General features: G+C 60.7%; 19 protein-coding genes and 1 tRNA gene. 13 read left to right on the top strand and 7 right to left on the bottom strand.

Annotated features, from left to right (window positions below):
• Positions 1-96: 96 nt before the first annotated feature.
• The 5 genes from murI to hemA are packed head-to-tail and all read right to left on the bottom strand — an operon-like array spanning position 97 to position 4,829.
• Complete coding sequence (murI, locus tag ACEN83_RS25710; RefSeq protein WP_495578767.1) at positions 97-888, bottom strand: glutamate racemase; 792 nt, start codon at positions 886-888, stop codon at positions 97-99.
• The gene (locus tag ACEN83_RS25715; protein ID WP_007973877.1) at positions 881-1,636 is read right to left on the bottom strand and encodes a molybdopterin-synthase adenylyltransferase MoeB; all 756 of its coding nucleotides are present in this window, start codon (positions 1,634-1,636) and stop codon (positions 881-883) included. Before ACEN83_RS25715 ends, murI begins: the two co-directional genes overlap by 8 nt.
• Complete coding sequence (gene prmC / locus ACEN83_RS25720) at positions 1,630-2,460, bottom strand: peptide chain release factor N(5)-glutamine methyltransferase (RefSeq protein ID WP_495578768.1); 831 nt, start codon at positions 2,458-2,460, stop codon at positions 1,630-1,632. Before prmC ends, ACEN83_RS25715 begins: the two co-directional genes overlap by 7 nt.
• Positions 2,461-3,543 (bottom strand): peptide chain release factor 1, encoded by a 1,083-nt coding sequence (gene prfA, locus ACEN83_RS25725; RefSeq protein ID WP_007973879.1) that lies wholly within the window; start codon positions 3,541-3,543, stop codon positions 2,461-2,463.
• Positions 3,540-4,829, bottom strand: coding sequence for a glutamyl-tRNA reductase (gene hemA, locus ACEN83_RS25730; RefSeq protein WP_007973881.1), 1,290 nt, complete (start codon positions 4,827-4,829; stop codon positions 3,540-3,542). Before hemA ends, prfA begins: the two co-directional genes overlap by 4 nt.
• A gap of 312 nt (positions 4,830-5,141) precedes the next feature.
• Between hemA and ACEN83_RS25735 the strand changes: the two genes are divergently transcribed.
• The 8 genes from ACEN83_RS25735 to ychF all read left to right on the top strand — a co-directional run bounded on the left by ACEN83_RS25735 (position 5,142) and on the right by ychF (position 12,059).
• On the top strand, positions 5,142-6,866 hold the full coding sequence (locus ACEN83_RS25735) for a tetratricopeptide repeat protein (RefSeq protein WP_495578769.1): 1,725 nt from the start codon (positions 5,142-5,144) through the stop codon (positions 6,864-6,866).
• A gap of 4 nt (positions 6,867-6,870) precedes the next feature.
• Positions 6,871-7,488, top strand: coding sequence for a lipoprotein insertase outer membrane protein LolB (gene lolB, locus ACEN83_RS25740; RefSeq protein ID WP_007973886.1), 618 nt, complete (start codon positions 6,871-6,873; stop codon positions 7,486-7,488).
• 1 nt (position 7,489) lies between these two features.
• The gene (ispE, locus tag ACEN83_RS25745; RefSeq protein WP_495578770.1) at positions 7,490-8,341 is read left to right on the top strand and encodes a 4-(cytidine 5'-diphospho)-2-C-methyl-D-erythritol kinase; all 852 of its coding nucleotides are present in this window, start codon (positions 7,490-7,492) and stop codon (positions 8,339-8,341) included.
• A gap of 36 nt (positions 8,342-8,377) precedes the next feature.
• Positions 8,378-8,452, top strand: a tRNA-Gln gene (locus ACEN83_RS25750).
• 46 nt (positions 8,453-8,498) lie between these two features.
• Entirely contained in the window at positions 8,499-9,440 is a 942-nt protein-coding gene (locus ACEN83_RS25755; RefSeq protein ID WP_003171603.1) for a ribose-phosphate pyrophosphokinase, read from the top strand.
• Between the two features lie 142 nt (positions 9,441-9,582).
• Entirely contained in the window at positions 9,583-10,182 is a 600-nt protein-coding gene (locus tag ACEN83_RS25760; protein ID WP_007973891.1) for a 50S ribosomal protein L25/general stress protein Ctc, read from the top strand.
• 169 nt (positions 10,183-10,351) lie between these two features.
• Positions 10,352-10,936, top strand: a complete 585-nt coding sequence (gene pth / locus ACEN83_RS25765) for an aminoacyl-tRNA hydrolase (protein ID WP_007973893.1) — start codon at positions 10,352-10,354, stop codon at positions 10,934-10,936.
• 22 nt (positions 10,937-10,958) lie between these two features.
• The gene (gene ychF / locus ACEN83_RS25770) at positions 10,959-12,059 is read left to right on the top strand and encodes a redox-regulated ATPase YchF (RefSeq protein WP_096509090.1); all 1,101 of its coding nucleotides are present in this window, start codon (positions 10,959-10,961) and stop codon (positions 12,057-12,059) included.
• 187 nt (positions 12,060-12,246) lie between these two features.
• Here ychF and ACEN83_RS25775 read toward each other — a convergent pair whose 3' ends face one another.
• A complete protein-coding gene (locus ACEN83_RS25775) occupies positions 12,247-13,464 on the bottom strand; it encodes an MFS transporter (protein WP_495578771.1) in 1,218 nt (405 codons plus the stop codon).
• An 855-nt stretch (positions 13,465-14,319) separates the two neighbouring features.
• Between ACEN83_RS25775 and ACEN83_RS25780 the strand changes: the two genes are divergently transcribed.
• A complete protein-coding gene (locus tag ACEN83_RS25780; RefSeq protein WP_371317822.1) occupies positions 14,320-15,855 on the top strand; it encodes a methyl-accepting chemotaxis protein in 1,536 nt (511 codons plus the stop codon).
• A gap of 15 nt (positions 15,856-15,870) precedes the next feature.
• Here ACEN83_RS25780 and ACEN83_RS25785 read toward each other — a convergent pair whose 3' ends face one another.
• A complete protein-coding gene (locus ACEN83_RS25785; RefSeq protein ID WP_495578772.1) occupies positions 15,871-16,776 on the bottom strand; it encodes a LysR substrate-binding domain-containing protein in 906 nt (301 codons plus the stop codon).
• A gap of 225 nt (positions 16,777-17,001) precedes the next feature.
• Between ACEN83_RS25785 and ACEN83_RS25790 the strand changes: the two genes are divergently transcribed.
• Genes ACEN83_RS25790 through ACEN83_RS25805 form a run of 4 tightly spaced genes read left to right on the top strand, consistent with a single transcriptional unit; the run spans position 17,002 to position 20,936 of the window.
• On the top strand, positions 17,002-18,120 hold the full coding sequence (locus ACEN83_RS25790; RefSeq protein ID WP_495578773.1) for an ABC transporter ATP-binding protein: 1,119 nt from the start codon (positions 17,002-17,004) through the stop codon (positions 18,118-18,120).
• A gap of 15 nt (positions 18,121-18,135) precedes the next feature.
• The gene (locus tag ACEN83_RS25795; protein ID WP_495578774.1) at positions 18,136-19,056 is read left to right on the top strand and encodes an ABC transporter permease; all 921 of its coding nucleotides are present in this window, start codon (positions 18,136-18,138) and stop codon (positions 19,054-19,056) included.
• Complete coding sequence (locus ACEN83_RS25800; protein WP_007981818.1) at positions 19,056-19,862, top strand: ABC transporter permease; 807 nt, start codon at positions 19,056-19,058, stop codon at positions 19,860-19,862. Before ACEN83_RS25795 ends, ACEN83_RS25800 begins: the two co-directional genes overlap by 1 nt.
• 27 nt (positions 19,863-19,889) lie before the next feature.
• A complete protein-coding gene (locus ACEN83_RS25805; RefSeq protein ID WP_495578775.1) occupies positions 19,890-20,936 on the top strand; it encodes an ABC transporter substrate-binding protein in 1,047 nt (348 codons plus the stop codon).
• Positions 20,937-20,964: the final 28 nt, after the last annotated feature.

Consider the following 20,964-nt stretch of genomic DNA (forward strand, 5'->3'; position numbering starts at 1 on the left):
TTTCGTATGATTTTTTGTTGCCTGGCCCAGCAAAACTATAGAAGTCAGCGATTTATCAGAAGTTCACCCCGATTTTTCGTCCCCCCAGACAGCCTTCTACCGGTTGAAGCTTCGCACAACGCCAGTGGTATTCCACAGTATCGGCAAGATATTTCTGAAATGAAGCGGATCGGCGCTGGTCCAGAACTGCGCTTCACGGGCAGGCCCGGCGGCGAGCAGTTCGCGTTCGGCCAAAAGCCGCTGGAGTTGCCGCGCGACGGCGGCACCGGTATCGATCAGGCTGATGTCCGCGGGGATCATCTGCCGGAGCATCGGCTTGAGAAAGGGGTAATGGGTGCAGCCAAGAATCAGGGTGTCCGCGCCAGCCGCCAGCAGTGGCTCGACATACCCGGCCAACAGCTCACGCAGCTCGGCGCTATGCAGGTCGCCGTTTTCAATCAGTTCCACCAGCCCGGGACAGGGCTGGGTGATCACTTTCACGTCCGTGGCGAAGCGGTCGAGCAACGCGGCGAACTTGGCGCTCTGCAAGGTGCCGGTGGTGGCCAGCACCCCGACCACGCCGGAGCGGGTCGCGGCGGCCGCCGGCTTGACGGCCGGCTCCATGCCGACGATGGGCCATTCGGGATAGTCGCGACGCAAGTCGGCGACGCCGGCCACCGTTGCCGTGTTGCAGGCCAGCACCAGGGCCTTGGCACCCTGCTGCTGAAAGAAATCGGCCATCACGCTGCAACGCTGCTGGATAAATGCCGGAGTTTTCTCGCCATAGGGAACATTGCCGCAATCGGCGACGTACATCAGCGTCTCGTTGGGCAGCAAGCGCTGGATCTCGGCCAGCACCGAGAGTCCACCGACACCGGAGTCGAACACGCCAATCGGCGCTTCACGCATGTTTCGACCCACAGACGCTGCAGCCCGGATCACGCTTGACCCGCAATTCGCGAAAGCGCGTGCCCAAGGCATCGATCAGCAACAGGCGCCCCACCAGTGGCTCACCGAATCCGGCCAGTAACTTCAGCGCTTCAAGCGCTTGCAGGCTGCCGACCAGTCCCACCAGTGGACCGACCACGCCGGCTTCGCTGCAGGTCAGTTCGGCTTCGCTGCCGTGCCCGTACAAACAGTGGTAGCACGGACTCTCTGGCCGACGCGGATCGAACACCGACAGCTGGCCTTCGAGGCGAATCGCCGCACCACTGACCAGCGGTTTGCCGGCGGCCACGCACGCGGCATTGACCGCTTCACGGGTAGAGAAATTGTCCGAGCAATCGAGGACCAGATCCACCCCGGCCACCACGGCGGCCAGGGAATCTTCGTCCAGCGCCGCGCGATGGGCGATCAAGCGGATCTCGGGATTGATCGCCGTCAGGCGCTTGAGCGCCGAATCGACCTTGGTCATACCGACGCTGTCAGTGTCGTGAATGATCTGGCGTTGCAGGTTGGTCAGGTCGACCGTGTCGAAGTCCGCCAGGTGCATCTCGCCAATGCCGGCGGCCGCCAGATACAGCGCCACTGGCGCGCCAAGGCCGCCGAGTCCGACGATCAATACGCGGCTGTCCTTGAGCCGCAACTGACCGTCGATATCGATGTGTTGCAGCAGAATCTGCCGACTGTAACGCAGCAACTCCTGATCATTCAGCACGGCAGGCGCCCCAGACTGATGCGTTGATGACCGCCCAGATCGGTGCGGCTGTGGACTTCTTCAAAACCGCGAGTCAGCAGCAGGTCGCGGACCGCCTCGGCCTGATCGTAACCGTGTTCGAGCATCAGCCAGCCGCCAGCGTCGAGATGATCCGGCGCCTGGGCGACGATCAGACGCAGATCGTCGAGCCCGTCGACACCGGCCACCAGGGCACTGGCCGGTTCAAAGCGCACATCGCCCTCGACCAGATGCGGATCGGCCGCTGCAATGTAGGGCGGATTGCTGATGATCAGCTGAAAACGCTGACCTTCCAGAGCGCTGAACCAATGGCTGCTCAGCACCTTGGCGTTGTTCAGGTGCAAACGCTGGCGATTGCGTTCGGCCAGGGCGACGGCTTCCAGCACGCGATCCACGGCCGTGACGCTCCAGGCCGGACGCTCGCTGGCCAACGCCAGGGCAATCGCGCCGCTGCCGGTACCGAGGTCGAGCACCTTGGCCGGTGCGGCCGGCAACAATTCCAGCGCAGCTTCCACCAGCAGTTCGGTGTCCGGGCGCGGGATCAGCGTATGCGGCGCCACTTCCAGGTCCAGCTTCCAGAAACCTTGCTGGCCGAGGATGTAGGCCACCGGCTCGCCGCTGCGGCGGCGCTGCAAATACTCGGCGAACGTCAGCGCCGCTTCGCTCGGCACGATACGTTCCGGCCAGGTGTGCAGGAAACTGCGGGACTTGCCCAACGCCGCCGCCAGCAGCAATTCGGCATCCAGACGCGCCGTCGGCGAGTCGGGCAGATCGGCGGCACGCAACAAACTGGCGATGATCGTCATTTACTCACCTATCGCCGCCAGTTGATCGGCCTGGTACTCGGCCAGCAACGGCTCGATCACCGCCTCGACGCCGCCGGCGAGGATCTCGTCGAGGGAGTACAAGGTCAGGTTGACCCGGTGGTCGGTGACCCGGCCCTGGGCAAAATTGTAGGTGCGGATTCGCTCGGAGCGATCACCGGAACCCACCAGCAGCTTGCGCTCGCTGGCGATGGCGTTGGCCGCGGCGGAAGTCTGCTGATCGTTCAGCTTGGCCGACAACCAGGACATCGCCCGGGCACGGTTCTTGTGCTGCGAACGCTCTTCCTGGCATTCGACCACGATGCCGGACGGCAAGTGCGTAATGCGGATCGCCGAATCGGTCTTGTTGACGTGCTGGCCACCGGCGCCGGAGGAGCGATAGGTATCGATGCGCAGGTCGGCCGGGTTGATCTCGATGGCTTCCTGTTCGTCCGGCTCGGGCAATACCGCCACGGTGCAGGCCGACGTGTGGATGCGGCCCTGGGATTCGGTCGCCGGAACCCGCTGCACACGGTGCGCACCGGATTCGAACTTGAGTTTGCCGTAGACGTTGTCGCCCTCGACCCGGGCAATCACCTCTTTATAGCCGCCGTGTTCACCCTCGTTTTCCGAGAGGATCTCCACCCGCCAGCCACGACGCTCGGCGTAACGCGAATACATGCGAAACAGGTCGCCGGAGAAAATCGCCGCCTCGTCGCCGCCGGTGCCGGCACGGATTTCGAGGAACACGTTGCGCCCGTCGTTCGGGTCCTTGGGCAGCAGCATGCGCTGCAGGTCGGCTTCGAGCGTGACCAGGCGCTCCTTGGCCTCGCGGACTTCTTCCACGGCCATTTCACGCATGTCCGGGTCGCTGTCCTTGAGCAGAGCCTGGGCGCCCTCGAGGTCATCCTGCACTTTCAGCAGTTCTTTATAGGTGCCCACGATCGGTTCAACTTCCGCGTACTCCTTGGAATAGGTACGGAACTTGTTCTGATCGGAAATGACCTCGCCGTCGCCCAGCAGGGCAGTCAATTCCTCGAAACGGTCCTGGAGAATATCCAGCTTATTGAGCAGTGACGCTTTCATTGCGGTTTTTTATCCGAAAAGCTATCCGATGAGCCCTCACCGAGGGCAAAGAGTTCCTGGGCCATCGCCAGCGCGTCCAGGCGACCTTCGGCAGAGAGCTTTTTCAACTGCACGCTCGGTGCGTGCAAGAGTTTGTTGGTCAGCCCGCGAGCCAGTTGCACCAGCACCTCTTCGGCGCTGCTGCCGTTGGCCAGCATGCGCTGGGCCTTTTGCAATTCTTCGTCGCGCAGGCGTTCGCTCTGTTGACGATAGGCCTTGAGCACGTCCACCGCCGCCAATTCACGCAGGCGGACCATGAAGTCTTCGGCGCCGACCGAGACCATCTCTTCGGCGGCCTGGGCAGCGCCCTGGCGGCTCTTGAGGTTCTCGGCGACCACTTCGTGAAGATCGTCGACGCTGTAGAGGTAAACGTCGTCCAACTCGCCGACTTCGGGTTCGATATCGCGGGGAACGGCGATATCCACCATGAAAATGGGTTTGTGCTTGCGCAGTTTCAAGGCGCTTTCCACTGCACCCTTGCCCAGGATCGGCAACTGGCTGGCGGTGGAACTGATGACGATATCGCTGCGCACCAGCTCTGCCGGAATATCCGACAGCAACACCGCATGGGCGCCGAACTGCTCGGCCAGGATGCTCGCGCGCTCCAGGGTACGGTTGGCGACCACGATGCGCTTTACCCCCAGGTCATGCAGATGGCGGGCGACCAGGGTGATGGTCTCGCCGGCGCCGATCAACAAGGCCTGGCTGCGCTGCAGGTCGCTGAAAATCTGCTTGGCCAGGCTCACCGCGGCAAATGCCACCGACACCGGGTTCTCGCCGATGGCCGTGTCGGTGCGCACCTGCTTGGCCGCGTTGAACGTGGCCTGGAACAGCCGCCCCAGCAATGGCCCGATCGTGCCCGCCTCGCGAGCTACGGCATAGGCCGACTTCATCTGGCCGAGAATCTGCGGCTCGCCCAACACCAACGAGTCGAGCCCGGAGGCCACCCGCATCATGTGACGAACTGCCGCATCATCTTCATGCACATAGGCGCTTTCGCGCAGCTCGTCGTAGCTCAAATGATGATATTCGGCCAGCCAGCGCAGCACGACGTCCGCCGACAGGTGATCCTGTTCTATATAGAGTTCACTGCGATTGCAGGTGGAGAGGATCGCAGCTTCGCGGCTGTCGGTGAGTCGGCAGAGCTGCTGCAAGGCCTCAACCAGCTGCTCAGGGGTAAAAGCCACGCGCTCGCGGACGTCTACTGAAGCAGTCTTGTGGTTAATACCGAGTGCAAGGAAGGCCATTCAAAGTCGCTGATGGTGACGTGAAGCCGGCAATTGTCCTACTTCGACGGAATCAGAACAACCACTCGATATCTATCGCGCCGGTAGACGACGCCAACGTTGCGAGCAATTCTCGTTTCGGCTCTTTGTAGGAGCTGCCGCAGGCTGCGATCTTTTGATCTTGAAAAGCAAAGTCAAAAGATCGCAGCCTGCGGCAGCTCCTACAGGGGCATCGCGCAAGTCCCGGGATTGGGTAAATTGGCGGGCCGGTTATGTTTGGCCTAAAGCTTGTGTCATGATGATCCGACCGCAGGTTAGTCGTCCTCTTCCTATATGAATAGATCTTCCGCGTTGCTCCTCGCTTTTGTCTTCCTCAGCGGCTGCCAGGCCTTGGCACCCGTTTCGTCGGACGGTACGCCGCCGGTTGAAGACAGCACCCCGGCCCCTGAAAAGCCGAAGGTCTACAGCTCCTTCAGCGAGGAAACCGTCTTCAGCTTGTTGAGCGCCGAACTGGCTGGCCAGCGCAATCGTTTCGACATTGCCCTGGACAACTATGTGACCCAGGCCATCAACACCCAGGATCCGGGCATCTCGGAGCGGGCATTCCGTATCGCCGAATACCTGGGCGCCGATCAGGCTGCCCTGGACACTGCGCTGATCTGGGCGAAAAACGCCCCCGACGACCTCGAAGCGCAACGCGCCGCCGCCGTGCAACTGGCCCGCGCCGGGCGTTATGACGACTCCATGGTCTATATGGAGAAAGTCCTGCAAGGCAAGGGCGACACTCATTTCGACTTCCTGGCACTGTCGGCGGCCGACACCGACCAGGACACACGCAACGGCCTGATGAAAAGCTTCGACCGCTTGCTGCAACGCCATCCGAACAACAGCCAGCTGATTTTCGGCAAGGCACTGCTGATGCAACAGGATGGCGACGCCAAAGGCGCACTGAAACTGCTGGAAGACAATCCGCCGGACGACGGCGAAATTGCTCCGATCCTGCTGCGCGCACGCCTGCTGCAAACCCTCGATCGCGGTGACGAGGCCTTGCCGCTGCTGCAGAAAAGCATCAAGAAATACCCGGACGACAAGCGCCTGCGCCTGACTTATGCGCGGATGCTGGTTGAACAGGACCGCATGGACGACGCCAAGGCCGAATTCTCCAGCCTGGTCCAGCAATACCCGGAAGACGACGAACTGCGATACTCCCTGGCACTGGTCTGCCTGGAAGCCAAGGCCTGGAACGAGGCCAAGGGTTATCTTGAAGACCTGATCGCCCGGGACAGCCACGTCGACTCGGCGCACCTGAACCTCGGCCGCATCGCCGAAGAACAAAACGACCCGCAAGGCGCATTGATCGAGTACGCCAAGGTTGGCCCGGGCAACGATTTCCTGCCGGCGCAGTTGCGTCAGGCCGACATCCTGATAGACAACGGCAGGACCGCCGAAGCGCAGAGAAAGCTGGCGGCAGAGCGCGACGAGCAGCCGGATTACGCGATCCAGCTGTACCTCATCGAAGCCGAAACCCTGTCCGCCAACAATCAGGGCGACAAGGCCTGGAGCGTTCTGCATCAAGCCTTGCAGCAATACCCGGACGATTTGAACCTGCTCTACACCCGTGCCATGCAGGCGGAAAAACGCAATGACCTGGCGCAGATGGAAAAAGACCTGCGCACGATCATCAAGCGTGACCCGGACAATGCCATGGCATTGAACGCCCTCGGTTACACCCTGTCCGACCGCACCACGCGCTACGCCGAAGCCAAGGCCCTGATCGAACAGGCGCACCAGATCAGTCCGGAAGACCCGGCGGTACTCGACAGCCTTGGCTGGGTGAATTACCGCCTGGGCAATCTCGACGAAGCCGAGCGCCTGCTGCGCCAGGCCCTGGAACGCTTCCCCGACCAGGAAGTCGCCGCACACCTGGGCGAAGTCCTGTGGGCCAACGGCAAACAGCGCGAGGCCAGACAAGTCTGGGGCAAATTCCTCAAGGAACAGCCTGACAGCCCGACTCTGCGTGGCACCATCAAACGCCTGACCGGATCAGAGACTCTTTAAGATTATGTTTTTGCGCCATTTCATCGTTTTCAGCTTTATCGCCCTGCTCGCCGGTTGCGCAGGCCTTGGTCCCCGCGAATCGGTCGAGGGTCATGGCAACGCCGCCCAATGGCGTGAGCACAAACAGCAACTGACCGGCCTCGACGGCTGGCAGATCGACGGCAAGATCGGCATCCGTGCGCCGAAAGATTCGGGCAGCGGCACGCTGTTCTGGCTGCAGCGCCAGGATTACTACGACATTCGCCTGTCCGGGCCACTGGGCCGCGGTGCGGCTCGCCTGACCGGACGTCCGGGCAAGGTGTCGCTGGAAGTCGCCAACCAGGGACGCTACGACGCGCCGAATCCGGAAGTACTGCTCGAAGAACAGTTGGGCTGGAAGCTGCCGGTGTCCAATCTGGCCTGGTGGGTACGCGGGCTCCCGTCTCCGGACAGCAAAAGTCACCTGACCCTGGATGCCGACAGTCGCCTGGCCAACCTCGAGCAGGATGGCTGGCAGGTCGAATACACCGACTACACCCAGCAAAACGGTTACTGGCTGCCCGAGCGCATCAAGCTGCATGGCACCGACCTTGACGTCACCCTGGTGATCAAGGCCTGGCAACCACGCAAACTGGGGTCATGACATGCCAGTCAATCGCCTGACTCTGCCGTCTCCGGCCAAACTCAATTTGATGCTGCACATTCTCGGTCGCCGCGAAGACGGCTACCACGAACTGCAAACGATGTTTCAGTTTCTCGATTACGGCGACGAAATCACCTACGCCCTGCGCGATGACGGTGTCATTCAACTGCACACCGAATTCGCCGGCGTACCCCACGACAGCAACCTGATCGTCAAGGCCGCGAAAAAACTCCAGGAGCAATCCGGTTGTTCGCTGGGTGTCGATATCTGGATCGAAAAGATCCTGCCCATGGGCGGCGGCATTGGCGGCGGCAGTTCGAATGCCGCCACGACTTTGCTCGGCCTCAATCACCTGTGGCAATTGGGCTGGGATGAAGATCGCCTGGCTGGCCTGGGATTGACGCTGGGCGCCGACGTCCCGGTTTTCGTTCGTGGCCATGCGGCTTTCGCCGAGGGCGTGGGGGAGAAACTGACCCCTGTCGACCCCGAAGAACCGTGGTATCTGGTGCTGGTGCCGCAAGTCTCTGTAAGTACGGCAGAAATTTTTTCAGATCCGTTGTTGACACGTAACACTCCTCCCATTAAAGTGCGCCCCGTTCCCAAGGGAAACAGTCGAAATGACTGCTTGCCGGTGGTAACAAGGCGTTATCCAGAGGTACGTAACGCTTTGAATTTGTTAGGTAAATTTACCGAAGCAAAACTCACCGGAACTGGAAGTTGTGTGTTTGGGGGCTTCCCAAGCAAAGCTGAAGCTGATAAAGTCTCGGCCCTTCTTACAGAGACCCTTACAGGTTTTGTAGCAAAAGGAAGCAACGTTTCGATGTTGCATCGCAAGCTTCAAAGTCTGCTCTAAAGGAACCGATTACCGGGTAATCGTTGCAACAGATACAGGGGCGTCGCCAAGCGGTAAGGCAGCAGGTTTTGATCCTGCCATGCGTTGGTTCGAATCCAGCCGCCCCTGCCATTTTCCTATACTCATCCAGGTTACCCTCAGCCTTCAGGTACTGCGCGTGTCCAAGATGATGGTCTTTACGGGGAACGCTAACCCCGATCTGGCTCGGCGTGTCGTACGTCAGCTGCATATCCCTCTCGGTGACATCTCTGTCGGTAAATTCTCCGACGGCGAAATTACAGCCGAGATCAATGAAAACGTCCGCGGTAAAGACGTCTTCATTATTCAGCCGACTTGCGCTCCGACCAACGATAACCTGATGGAACTGGTAGTGATGGCTGATGCCTTCCGCCGCTCCTCGGCTACTCGTATCACTGCTGTTATTCCTTACTTTGGTTATGCCCGTCAGGATCGCCGTCCGCGTTCCGCACGTGTGGCTATCAGCGCGAAAGTCGTGGCTGACATGCTTACCGTAGTCGGCATCGACCGTGTTCTCACGGTTGATCTGCATGCTGACCAAATCCAGGGTTTCTTCGATATTCCGGTAGATAACATCTACGGCTCCCCGGTTCTGGTGGATGACATCGAAGATCAGCGCTTCGAAAACCTGATGATCGTGTCCCCGGACATTGGCGGCGTCGTGCGTGCACGTGCCGTTGCCAAATCCCTGGGCGTGGATCTCGGGATCATCGACAAACGCCGTGAGAAAGCCAATCACTCCGAAGTGATGCATATCATCGGTGATGTCGAAGGGCGTACCTGTATTCTGGTCGATGACATGGTCGATACCGCCGGCACCCTGTGCCACGCGGCCAAGGCCCTGAAAGAGCATGGCGCTGCCAAGGTTTTCGCCTACTGCACGCACCCTGTGCTGTCGGGTCGGGCAATCGAGAACATTGAAAATTCCGTGCTGGACGAGCTGGTGGTGACCAACACCATTCCGCTGTCCGCTGCAGCACAAGCCTGTGCGCGTATCCGCCAACTGGATATCGCACCGGTAGTTGCCGAGGCGGTCCGCCGCATCAGCAATGAAGAATCGATCAGCGCGATGTTCCGCTAAGGGCCCTGCCCTTCTCGAAATGTCTCGTTGACGAAAAGCGCCCCGCCCCGGCATTCCTGTCGGGGCGGGGCTTTTTTGCCCATATCGCCTTTAGCGCTGGTCGCAAACGCTGGGGCGAGTGTGGTTATTTTGGAGATACAACATGAACGATTTTACTCTGAATGCTGAAGTGCGTTCCGACCTGGGGAAAGGTGCGAGCCGCCGCCTGCGTCGTCTCGCAAGCCTGGTTCCAGCTGTAGTTTACGGTGGCGACAAAGCCCCTGAATCCATCAGCATGCTGGCCAAAGAAGTTGCCAAACTGCTCGAAAACGAAGCGGCTTACAGCCACATCATCGAGCTGAACGTTGGTGGCACCAAGCAGAACGTCGTGATCAAAGCCCTGCAGCGTCACCCGGCCAAAGGCCACGTGATGCACGCTGACTTCGTACGCGTAGTCGCTGGCCAGAAACTGACCGCGATCGTTCCAGTGCACTTCATCAACGAAGAAGCACCGACCAAGAAAGGCGGCGAAATCTCGCACGTTGTTGCCGAGATCGAAGTTTCCTGCCTGCCGAAAGATCTGCCTGAGTTCATCGAAGTCGACCTGGCTAACGCTGAAATCGGTTCGATCATTCACCTGTCGGACCTCAAGGCGCCTAAAGGCGTTGAGTTCGTGGCCCTGGCACACGGCGATGACAAGGCTGTTGCCAACGTCCACGCTCCACGTGTTGCTCCAGAAGCTGCAGAAGGCGCTGCAGAGTAATTTTACTCTGTACGCCGGAGTGACCGGAAACATCGCGGACTAGAGCATAGCGAGAAAGCGGGCGAGAACGCGGAGTTTACATCATGGTAAATGAGCAATTTTCGTCCACTTTCGCCGCTTTCCCTGATTGCGGCGATGTTATCCACCACTCCAATGAAGGGCCCCTATCGTGACTGCCATCAAACTGATCGTTGGCCTGGGAAATCCAGGCGCTGAATACGAACAGACCCGGCATAACGCAGGGGCCCTTTTTGTTGAGCGCATCGCGAACGCACAAGGCGTGAACCTTGTGGCGGACCGCAAATATTTCGGCCTGACCGGGCGCTATTCGCACCAGGGTCAGGATGTTCGTCTGCTGATTCCCACCACGTACATGAACCGCAGCGGCCAGGCCGTGGCGGCACTCGCCGGTTTCTTCCGCATCAAGCCCGAAGAAATCCTCGTGGCGCACGACGAACTCGACCTGCCTCCGGGCGTTGCCAAGCTCAAAGTAGGCGGCGGCCACGGCGGTCACAACGGGTTGCGCGACATCATTGCGCAACTGGGCAATCAGAATACCTTTCACCGCTTGCGGCTTGGCATTGGCCACCCGGGCGTTGCCAGTATGGTTTCAAATTTCGTCCTGGGTCGTGCGCCACGCGCCGAACAGGAAAAACTCGATGCCAGCATCGACTTTGCCCTCGGCGTGCTGCCGGATATCCTCGCCGGGGAATGGAACCGCGCGATGAAAAACCTGCACAGCCAGAAGGCCTGACTCACTCCTCGGGGAAAACACCATGGGATTCAATTGCGGCATCGTCGGTCTGCCTAACGTCGGCAAGTCCACCCTGTTCAACGCCCTGACCAAATCCGGGATCGCGGCCGAGAACTTCCCCTTCTGCACCATCGAACCGAACAGCGGTATCGTGCCGATGCCGGATCCGCGTCTGGAAGCCCTGGCGGCCATCGTCAATCCAAAGCGCATCCTGCCGACCACCATGGAATTCGTCGACATCGCGGGCCTGGTTGCCGGCGCGTCGAAAGGTGAAGGCCTGGGCAACAAGTTTTTGGCCAACATCCGTGAAACCGATGCCATCGCCCACGTGGTCCGCTGCTTCGAAGACGAGAACGTGATTCACGTCTCCAACAGCGTCGACCCGAAACGCGACATCGAAATCATCGACCTGGAACTGATCTTCGCCGACCTCGACAGTTGCGAGAAGCAACTGCAGAAAGTCGCGCGCAATGCCAAGGGTGGTGACAAGGACGCCGTGGTCCAGAAAGGCCTGCTGGAGCAATTGATCGCTCACTTCACCGAAGGCAAGCCGGCGCGCAGCCTGATGAAGAACATGGGCACCGACGAAAAAGCGGTGATCAAGGGCTTCCACCTGCTGACCACCAAGCCTGTGATGTACATCGCCAACGTCGCTGAAGACGGTTTCGAGAACAACCCGCACCTGGACGTGGTCAAGGCCATCGCCGAAGAAGAAGGCGCCGTGGTTGTACCGGTGTGCAACAAGATCGAAGCGGAAATCGCCGAGCTCGATGACGGTGAAGAGAAAGACATGTTCCTCGAAGCCCTGGGCCTCGAAGAGCCTGGCCTGAACCGCGTGATCCGCGCCGGCTACGAAATGCTGCACCTGCAGACCTACTTCACCGCCGGTGTCGAAGAAGTCCGCGCCTGGACCGTGCGCGTCGGTGCCACCGCACCACAAGCCGCTGGTGTGATCCACACCGACTTCGAGAAAGGCTTCATCCGCGCCGAAGTGATCGCCTACAACGACTTCATCCAGTACAAGGGCGAAGCCGGTACCAAGGAAGCCGGTAAATGGCGTCTGGAAGGCAAGGATTACATCGTCAAGGACGGCGACGTGATGCACTTCCGCTTCAACGTGTAAGCCACACGCCCAAGAAAAAGCCGCGTTTGATACGCGGCTTTTTTGTGCCTGAAATAATCATCCGCCACACCTGCGCCCCATTGTGGGAGCGGGCTTGCTCGCGAAGAGGGTGTGTCAGTCGAAGTACATGTGGCTGACGAACCGCATTCGCGAGCAAGCCCGCTCCCACAGGGGGATTTGTGTCGAGTCAGGCCTTTTTGGTCCGTGGCAGGAAGATCGCCAACACCCCGAACAACGGCAGGAATGAACACAGGTAATACACGTACTCGATGCCGTGAATATCCGCCAGGTGCCCCAGCAACGCCGCGCCAATCCCGCCGAAACCGAACATCAAACCGAAGAACACCCCGGCGATCATCCCGACATTGCCCGGCACCAGTTCCTGGGCGTACACGACGATGGCCGAGAATGCCGAGGCGAGGATGAAGCCGATGACCACGCTCAGGATGCTGGTCCAGAACAGGTCGACATGGGGCAGCAACAAGGTGAACGGTGCAACGCCGAGGATCGAGAACCAGATCACGGCCTTACGCCCGATCCTGTCGCCGATCGGCCCGCCAAAGAACGTCCCCGCCGCTACCGCACCAAGGAACAGGAACAGGTGTAACTGCGAACTGGCGACCGACAGGTCGAACTTCTCGATCAGGTAGAAGGTGAAATAGCTGGTGAGGCTGGCCATGTAGAAATACTTGGAGAACACCAGCAACCCGAGCACCACCAGCGCGCTGGTCACTCGCCCCTTGGACAGGCCGTGAGTCGCTGCCTGACCCTGCTTGAGCTTGAACAGGTTCAAGTGGTTGGCGTACCAGCGGCTGATCCGGTACAGCACGAACAACGCAAACACCGCGAACAGGCCGAACCAGGCCACGTGCCCTTGACCATAGGGAATGATGATCGCCGCCGCCAGCAAGGGGCCGAACGCCGAGCCTGCGTTACCGCCGACCTGGAAGGTCGATTGCGCCAGCCCGAAGCGCCCGCCCGAAGCCAGTCGCGCCACCCGGGACGCTTCGGGGTGGAAGGTCGAAGAACCGATGCCGATCAAGCCCGCCGCCAGCAAAATCAGCGGGAAGCTGCCGACCACCGACATCATCAGAATGCCGACCAGGGTGCAGACCGTACCCGCCGGCAGCAGCCACGGCTTGGGGTGGCGATCGGTGTAGTAACCCACCCACGGCTGCAACAGCGAGGCCGTCAACTGGAATGTCAGGGTGATCAGGCCGACCTGAGTGAAGCTCAGGCCATAGCTGGCCTTGAGCATCGGGTAGATCGACGGCAGCACCGACTGGATCAAGTCGTTGATCAAATGCGCCAGCGCCACCGCGCCGATGATGCGCATCACCAGGGGACTGCTTTGGGGCGTAGCGGACGCCGGCACTGAGCCGGTCTGGGCGTTGCTGATAGCCATGGGAATTTCCAGACAACAGGAGGTACAAACGGGCAGATGCGCCAATGTGCCATTTTTCAGTGCGGCAACGCCATCCCCTTAGCCTGCTAACGACCTCGTTTTTCATCGCCACAACATTGATGGCGCAACGCCATGGTCTGAATCTTGCCTTCTTTGTCGGCTTGAACGCGGCTTCCTTACAAAGGAGACCGACAATGGGAAGTTTCGCCACAGAGTCGGCCTACAGAGCGGACAAGGGTGAACTTTCGAGGCCTTTTTAGAGGGCACGAGTCGGCGGTGCAACAACCTCCGACGCACGCCAATGGTGCGTGGTGTCCAGAGGAGTCTTGGGGCATGCAGGCTTTTTTATCACCCGGGATCGGGTTGCTGGGGCGTTTTGGCTTTGCGCGCAAATTCCAGCTGTTGTTTCTACTGTTTATCCTGCCGCTGGCCGGCAGCCTGTGGATGATCGGCCAGGACTATCGCGACAAACTCAGCCTGATTTCCGGCGAACGTGCCGGGGTGCGGCAACTGCTGGCCCTTGATGCACTGGATGACCTGCTCGCCGCCCAGCGCGATCGCGCCGCCCGCTGGCGCGCCACGGAAACCAATCGCCAGCCGACACCGGCCACCCTCGCTGCGATGGCCGCCTTCGACGCGGTCCAACCCGCCGTCAGCCAGGCCACTGCCGAACTGGGCAATGCCCTGCAAAAAGAAGCTGCCGAGAGCGAGACACTGAGCCGTTATCAAGCCCTGCAAGCCGCCCTCGATGGCCTCGACTCGAAAAGCCTGAGCAGCGTCGGCTGGTGGCCGGATGGTTACGATCGCTTCACCAACGCCCTGAGCGCCCTGCAAGCCTTGCGCGAGCAGATCGCCATGGACAATCGCCTGACACTGGCACCGTGGCTGGAGACTTATCTGCTGACGCAGATCTCCACCCAACACGCACCCGACCTGATCGAACGAGTCGGTCGCCTGGCGGCGGTGGGCCAGGCGTCGGTCGTGTCCGGGCAGTTCACCCTGCAAAGCCGCCTGCAACTGCGCGACCTGCGCAGCCGCATCGGCGATGCACGAGAGCAGCTTGTTAAAACCGCTGGTCTGCTCGAAGCGCGCTTGCCCAGCGCCCTGCAAACCTGGGCCGGGCAATACCATGACAGCCTCAAGCGCCTGGACTCAGGCCTTAAGGTGCTGGACGACGGCGTGTTCGGCGGCAGCATCAATCTAAAGCCAGAGGACTTCGAACGCAGTCTCGACGCCCTGCTCTCCGACCTCGCCTCGTTGCGCCAGCAGTCGCTGGTGTCACTGGATCAACGCCTGGATTACTACCACGGCTCGGCGATCCGCCAGTTCATCGTGGTGGCCGCCGTGTTCGGCTGCCTGCTGTTGGCTGCGCTGTATCTGTTCATCTGCTTGCAGGCTTCGATCCGCCGCAGCGCCAGCGGCATCACGGTACTGGCCGAGGCCCTGCGCGATGGCAATCTGAGCCTGCAAGTACCGGTTCAGGGACGGGACGAACTGGCGGTCATCAGCACCGCGCTGAACGTCGCCGTGGTGCAACTGCGCACCAGCCTGCAAGGCGTGGATCACGAAACCCTGCAACTGAGCCACGCGGTGCAATCCCTCAACCATCATTCCAGTGACGCCTTGGGCGAAGTCGAAGCCCAGCAGTTGCAGATCAGCCAGATTGCTGCGGCGGCGACGCAACTGGCCGCCACCTCACAAGGGGTCGCCCACAGTTGCGAACAGGCGTCCGGCAGCGCCCAGCACACCCGGCGCATTGCCGCCGACAGCAGCCGCGACAGCCAGCGCACCACCGCGAGCATCCAGCAGCTCAACCAACGCCTGAACGAAACCGCTGCGGCACTGGGCCGGGTCAGCGAGCAAGGACAGCAGATTCAACTGGTGGTCGACACCATTCGCGGCGTCGCCGAGCAGACCAACCTGTTGGCACTCAACGCCGCCATCGAGGCGGCGCGGGCGGGCGAACAAGGGCGTGGCTTTGCGGTGGTGGCCGATGAAGTACGCAGCCTGTCGCAGCGCACTCAATCGTCGACCGCACAGATTGCCGGCACGGTCGACAGCCTGCGTCACACCGTGAACGAGGCCGTCAACCTGATGGAGGCCGCGTGCACTCAGGCAGAGAGTGATGCACAAGCGGTCACCGGCCTTGGCGAACGGCTCGGGGAAATCGCCAGTGCGGTGCAGAGTGTCACCGATACCCTGGCGCACATCGCCACGGCGGTGGAAGAGCAGGCCAGTACCGCCGACGAGGTCAGCGGCAATATCCAGCAGGTCGATCAGGCGGCGCTACGTTTGCTCGAAGGTGCCCGTGCGGTGAACCAGGCAGCGGACACCCTGAGTCAGGGCAGCAAAGCGTTAAGCGACAACACGGGGCGTTTCCGCTTGAGTTGAATCCGGCAGCCCTGCTCAGGCACGGATCACCGCTTGCGGGAAGTCCTGTTCAAGTTCGGTCTTGAGCCAGTCGATAAACCACGCCACATCCGCCGAGAGCTCGGCGGACGGCGTGAGTACCCGATAGCTTTCCAGCTTCACTTGCGCGTCCACCACCCGCACCAGCTTGCCGGTACGGAGTTCTTCACGCACCAGCACTTCGTTGGCCAGCGCAATGCCCTGCCCGCTCTCGGCCACCGACAGCGCGTGGTCGTTGTTGACGTAGAGCATGTCCGAATTGAGGTGGATGTCGAGGTCGTTGGCGGCGAACCACAGGTTCCACCACTCGCCGTCATCGACGTGGATCAGGTTGTGTTTCACCAGGTCCGCGGGGCTGCCGATGGGCTCGACGCTGGCCAGATATTCGGGGGAACAGATCGGAAACACCCGAGGACAAATCAGGCTGGTGCGGGAGTGGGCATATTGGCCGTCCACCCCGTAGACGATGCCCAGGTCAGCGCTTTTGCCATCCACTTCGGTGAAGGTCGAATTGGGTTCGATGGCGAACTTCAAACCTGGGCGCAGGTGACGCATGGCCTCGATGCGCGGCATCAGCCAGCGCTTGGCGAACCCCGGCACCACCATGATGCGCAGCCAGCGCTCGGCGTGTTTGGGCTGCACCTCTTTTCCGGCTTCGATGATCAACTGCAAGGCGGCGGTGATCTTGCGGTGGTACTTCTGCCCCGCCGCCGTCAGATTGACCCCGCGAGAGGTGCGCTCGAACAGTTGGATGCCCAGCCAGTCTTCCAGCAACTTCACGTGGCGGCCGATGGCCGGCTGGGTCACGTGCAGGGCTTTGGAGGCTTCGACATAGCTGCCCAAGCGCGCCGCTGCATCAAAGGCACGCACCGCGTTGAGGGGTGGCAAACGCTGGTCAGGCATGGTTCTGAACGCCTTCTGCTGTTAAATTTTTTAACAGCCCCTATGTTAAAATTGAAGTTTCGCCCCCGCAACCCCTCACTGATAATCCAGCCACAGCAAAACAAAAAAACAGCTGGTTACAACACTCGAACGCAATCTCGATCCTGCCCAGAAAAATAATATCCATGGTCCGACGGCCCGGCTGACTACAGCACTCGCGGACGATGGGGGAATCGGAGGTAACGCATGAATGCCCTGCATTCGCTGCAAACGCTGGCGGTGTCCATCCGCTCAGTGCGTAAGGTCTACGGCGATCCAAAGAGTGGCCCGGTGGCACTCAAAAGCATCGACCTGGACATTCGCGACAACGAGTTCTTCACCCTCCTCGGCCCTTCGGGCTGCGGCAAGACCACGCTCCTGCGGATGATCGCCGGGTTCGAATTCCCTACCGAAGGCGAGATTCTGCTCTACGGCGAAAACATCGCCGACCGCCCGCCGTTCCAGCGCCCGGTCAACACGGTGTTCCAGCATTACGCGCTGTTCCCGCACATGACCATCGCCGAGAACCTGGCCTTCGGTCTTGAATCCCACCCGATGGGCAAGATCCTGAACAAAACGCAGATGGCCGAACGGGTGCGCGAAATGCTCGCCCTGGTGCAGATGGAGCGCTTTGCCAACCGCAAGCCGGCGCAACTGTCCGGTGGTCAGCAGCAGCGCGTCGCCCTCGCTCGTGCCTTGGCGCCGCATCCCAAAGTCTTGCTGCTCGACGAACCGCTCTCGGCCCTCGATCTCAAGCTGCGCCAGGCCATGCGCGAAGAGCTGAAAACCATTCAAGCGCGCACCGGCATCACCTTCATCTTCGTCACCCACGACCAGGAAGAAGCGCTGACCATGTCCGACCGCATCGCCGTGTTGTCCGAAGGCGAAGTGCAGCAGGTCGGTCGTCCGGAAGACATCTACGAACGCCCGCGCAACCGCTTTGTCGCCGACTTCATCGGTGAAACCAACTTCATCGAAGGCACGGTCACCCGCGTCGAAGACGGACTGGCCTGGTTCGCCGGCCCGGCCGGTCATCCGCTGCCTGCACAGCCGTGCAGCGATGTGCGAGTCGGCACCAACGTCGCACTGTCCGTGCGCCCCGAGCGTTTGCATCTGGTGCCAGCCACCACTGAAAACGCTCTGCCATGTCGGATCGAAGCGCAGATCTACCTCGGCACCGACCTGCAATATCAAGTGAGCCTGAGCGACGGTTCGCGCCTCACCGTGCGCACCCCCAACTGCGTCGACCAGAGCAAACGCTTCGCCGTCGGCAGCCAGGCCGGACTGTTGTTCGACCAGGGCAGCGCCAGCGTCCTGCACGATTGAGCACGAGGAATTGCCATGCACGCATTACCGATTGCCAACACGCTGGAACGTCGGCGGGCCTTCCAGAGTTTTCTCGGTGTCAGCCCCGCGCTGATTGCCATCGGCCTGTTTCTGATCGTGCCGATCCTGATCGTCATCGGATACTCGCTGATGGAAGCCAACCCCTACGGCGGGGTGAACAAAGTGTTCAGCAGCGACGCCTACACCTCGCTGCTGTTCGAGCGACAACTGGATGACAGCCTGGCGTTTGCCGACTCCTATCTGATCATCGCCCTACGCTCCATCGGCATCGCCGGACTGACCACCGTCATCACCCTGCTGATCGGTTTTCCGGTGGCCGTGTGGCTGGCCATGCAACCAGCCCATCGCCGTGGCTTGCTGATCTTCCTGATCACCGTGCCGTTCTGGGCCAACCTGTTGATCCGCACCTACGCCTGGATTCTGCTGCTGCGCAACACCGGGGTGATCAACAACAGCCTGATGGGCCTCGGGGTCATCGACCAGCCGTTGCAACTGCTCTACACCGACGGCGCGGTGCTGCTGGGGCTGGTCTACACCTATGCGCCCTTCGTCGTGCTGCCGATCTACGCCACGCTGGAGAAGATGGATATCCGCCTGCTCGAGGCCGCTCAGGACCTCTATGCAGGACGCGTCCGGACCTTGCGCAAAGTGGTGTTGCCGATCGCCAAGCCGGGCATCATCGCCGGCGCCATCCTCACCTTCGTGCCTTGCCTGGGCGCGATGATCGCCCCGGAACTGCTCGGCGGCGGCACGCGGATGATGCTCGGCAACCTGATCTTCCGGCAGTTCAGCGATGCCCGTAACTGGCCGTTCGGCGCGGCGCTTTCGCTGGTGCTGATGGCCGCAGTGATGTTGGTACTGACGGTTTATGCCTTGCGTGCCGAACGCCAGCGCATCGCCAAGGGAGGTGCGTGATGATCGGCCTGTTCAAACGCAATACGCTGGGTGTGCAGGACTTCCCCGGCTTCGGCGGATTCAGTTTCCTGTTCTACCTGTACCTCTACGCGCCGATCGTGGTGCTGGTGGTGTTCTCGTTCAACGCCAACCAATCGGCCACGGTGTGGACCGGCTTCAGCCTCGATTGGTATCGCGCGGCCTTCGCCAACCAGGCCCTGCGCCAGGCGGCCGGCAACAGCCTGTTGATCGCGGTCTGCGCCAGCATGGTCGCCACGGCCATCGCCACCCTCGCCGCCCTAGGCACATCTCGGGGTGCCAAGTTCAAAGGCCTGCAATTGTCCATGGGCGCAATCATGTTGCCTCTGGTACTGCCGGAAATCGTGGTCGGCGTCGCCACCCTGGCGCTGTTTTCCACCATCGGCCTGTCCCTGGGCTACGGCAACCTGATCATTGCGCACACGGTGTTCTGTATTCCGTTTGCCTTTCTGCCGATCCGCGCCCGCCTGAACGACATGGACCTGTCCCTGGAACAGGCCTCGGCCGACCTCTACGCCGGCCCGTGGCGGACCTTTCGCAAGGTCACGTTGCCGCTGCTGATGCCGGGGATTTTCTCCGGGCTGATGCTGGCCTTCATCGTCTCGCTGGATAACTTCGTGATCTCGATGATGGTCTCCCAGGCTGGCACCACGACCTTGCCGATCTTCATCTTCGGCCTGTTGCGCATGGGCGTGACACCCGACGTCAACGCCGTGTCGACCCTGATCCTGGGCGTCTCGGTGCTGTTCGTGACCCTTTCCTATCTGCTGGGCAAAAAGAAATCCTGAACCTTCTACGTACTGTGGGGAAATAGCATGAGCAAGTGGATTAAAAGCATCGGCACTTCGTTGTTCCTGACCTTGCCGCTGACCATGGCCGGCAGTGTTCAGGCCGCGGAAAAACTCAACGTGGTGAGCTGGAGCGGTTACTTTTCGCCGGAAATTCTCGCCAAATTCCAGAAGCAGACCGGCATTGAAGTCACCGTCGACTCCTACGACTCCAACGAAACCCTGCTGGCCAAATTGAAACAGGGCGGCGCCGGTTATGACGTGGCGATCCCTTCCCACCAGTTCATTCCGATCCTGATCAAGGAAAAACTGCTGGAGCGTTTCGATCCGGTCAACGAGCCTTACTACGCCGGCGTCGTCGACAATCTGAAAAAGCCGACCTGGGACCCGGAAGGCGCCTATTCCGTACCGTTCATCTGGGGCACCACCAGCGTGGTGATCAATACCGAGCGCTACAAAGGCCCTGCCGACAGCCTCAAGGTGCTTTACGAGCCACCGGCCGAGTTGCAAGGGCGAATCAACATGTTCGACTCGGTCAGTGACGTGGTGGACATGGCCAGCCTGTACCTGAACATTCCGCTGTGCAGTGAAGATCCGAAGCAGATGCAGCAGATCCTGACCCTGCTCAAGGCGCAGAAACCCTTCGTCAAAACCTACAGTTCCAAGGCGGGCTCGATTCGCGAAAACCTGGCATCCGGTGAAATCGACATGTCGACCTTCTGGGGCGGTTCGTCGATGCGCGCCCGGGAAATGAAACCGAGCTTGAAATACCTGTACCCGAAAGAAGGCGTACTGGCCTGGGTCGACAACATGGTCATCCCGACCGGCAGCAAGAACCCGGCGAATGCCAAGGCGTTCATCGCATTCCTCAGCCAGCCTGAAAACGCGGCGATGACCCAGAACTTCCTCAAGCACCAGAGCCCGATCAAGGGTGTGGAGCCGTTCCTCGACACTGGCCTCAAGGACGCGCCGGAACTGCACATTCCCGAAGGCACCCAGGTGGTGTTCAGCAAGACCTGCGGCGAAGGCGCGATCCGCCTGGCCGACCGTCTCTGGACCAACCTGATGCGTTGATCTCCACCGCCCCGACGCAAAGGCGGGG

Source organism: Pseudomonas sp. Pseusp49, from assembly GCF_059491875.1.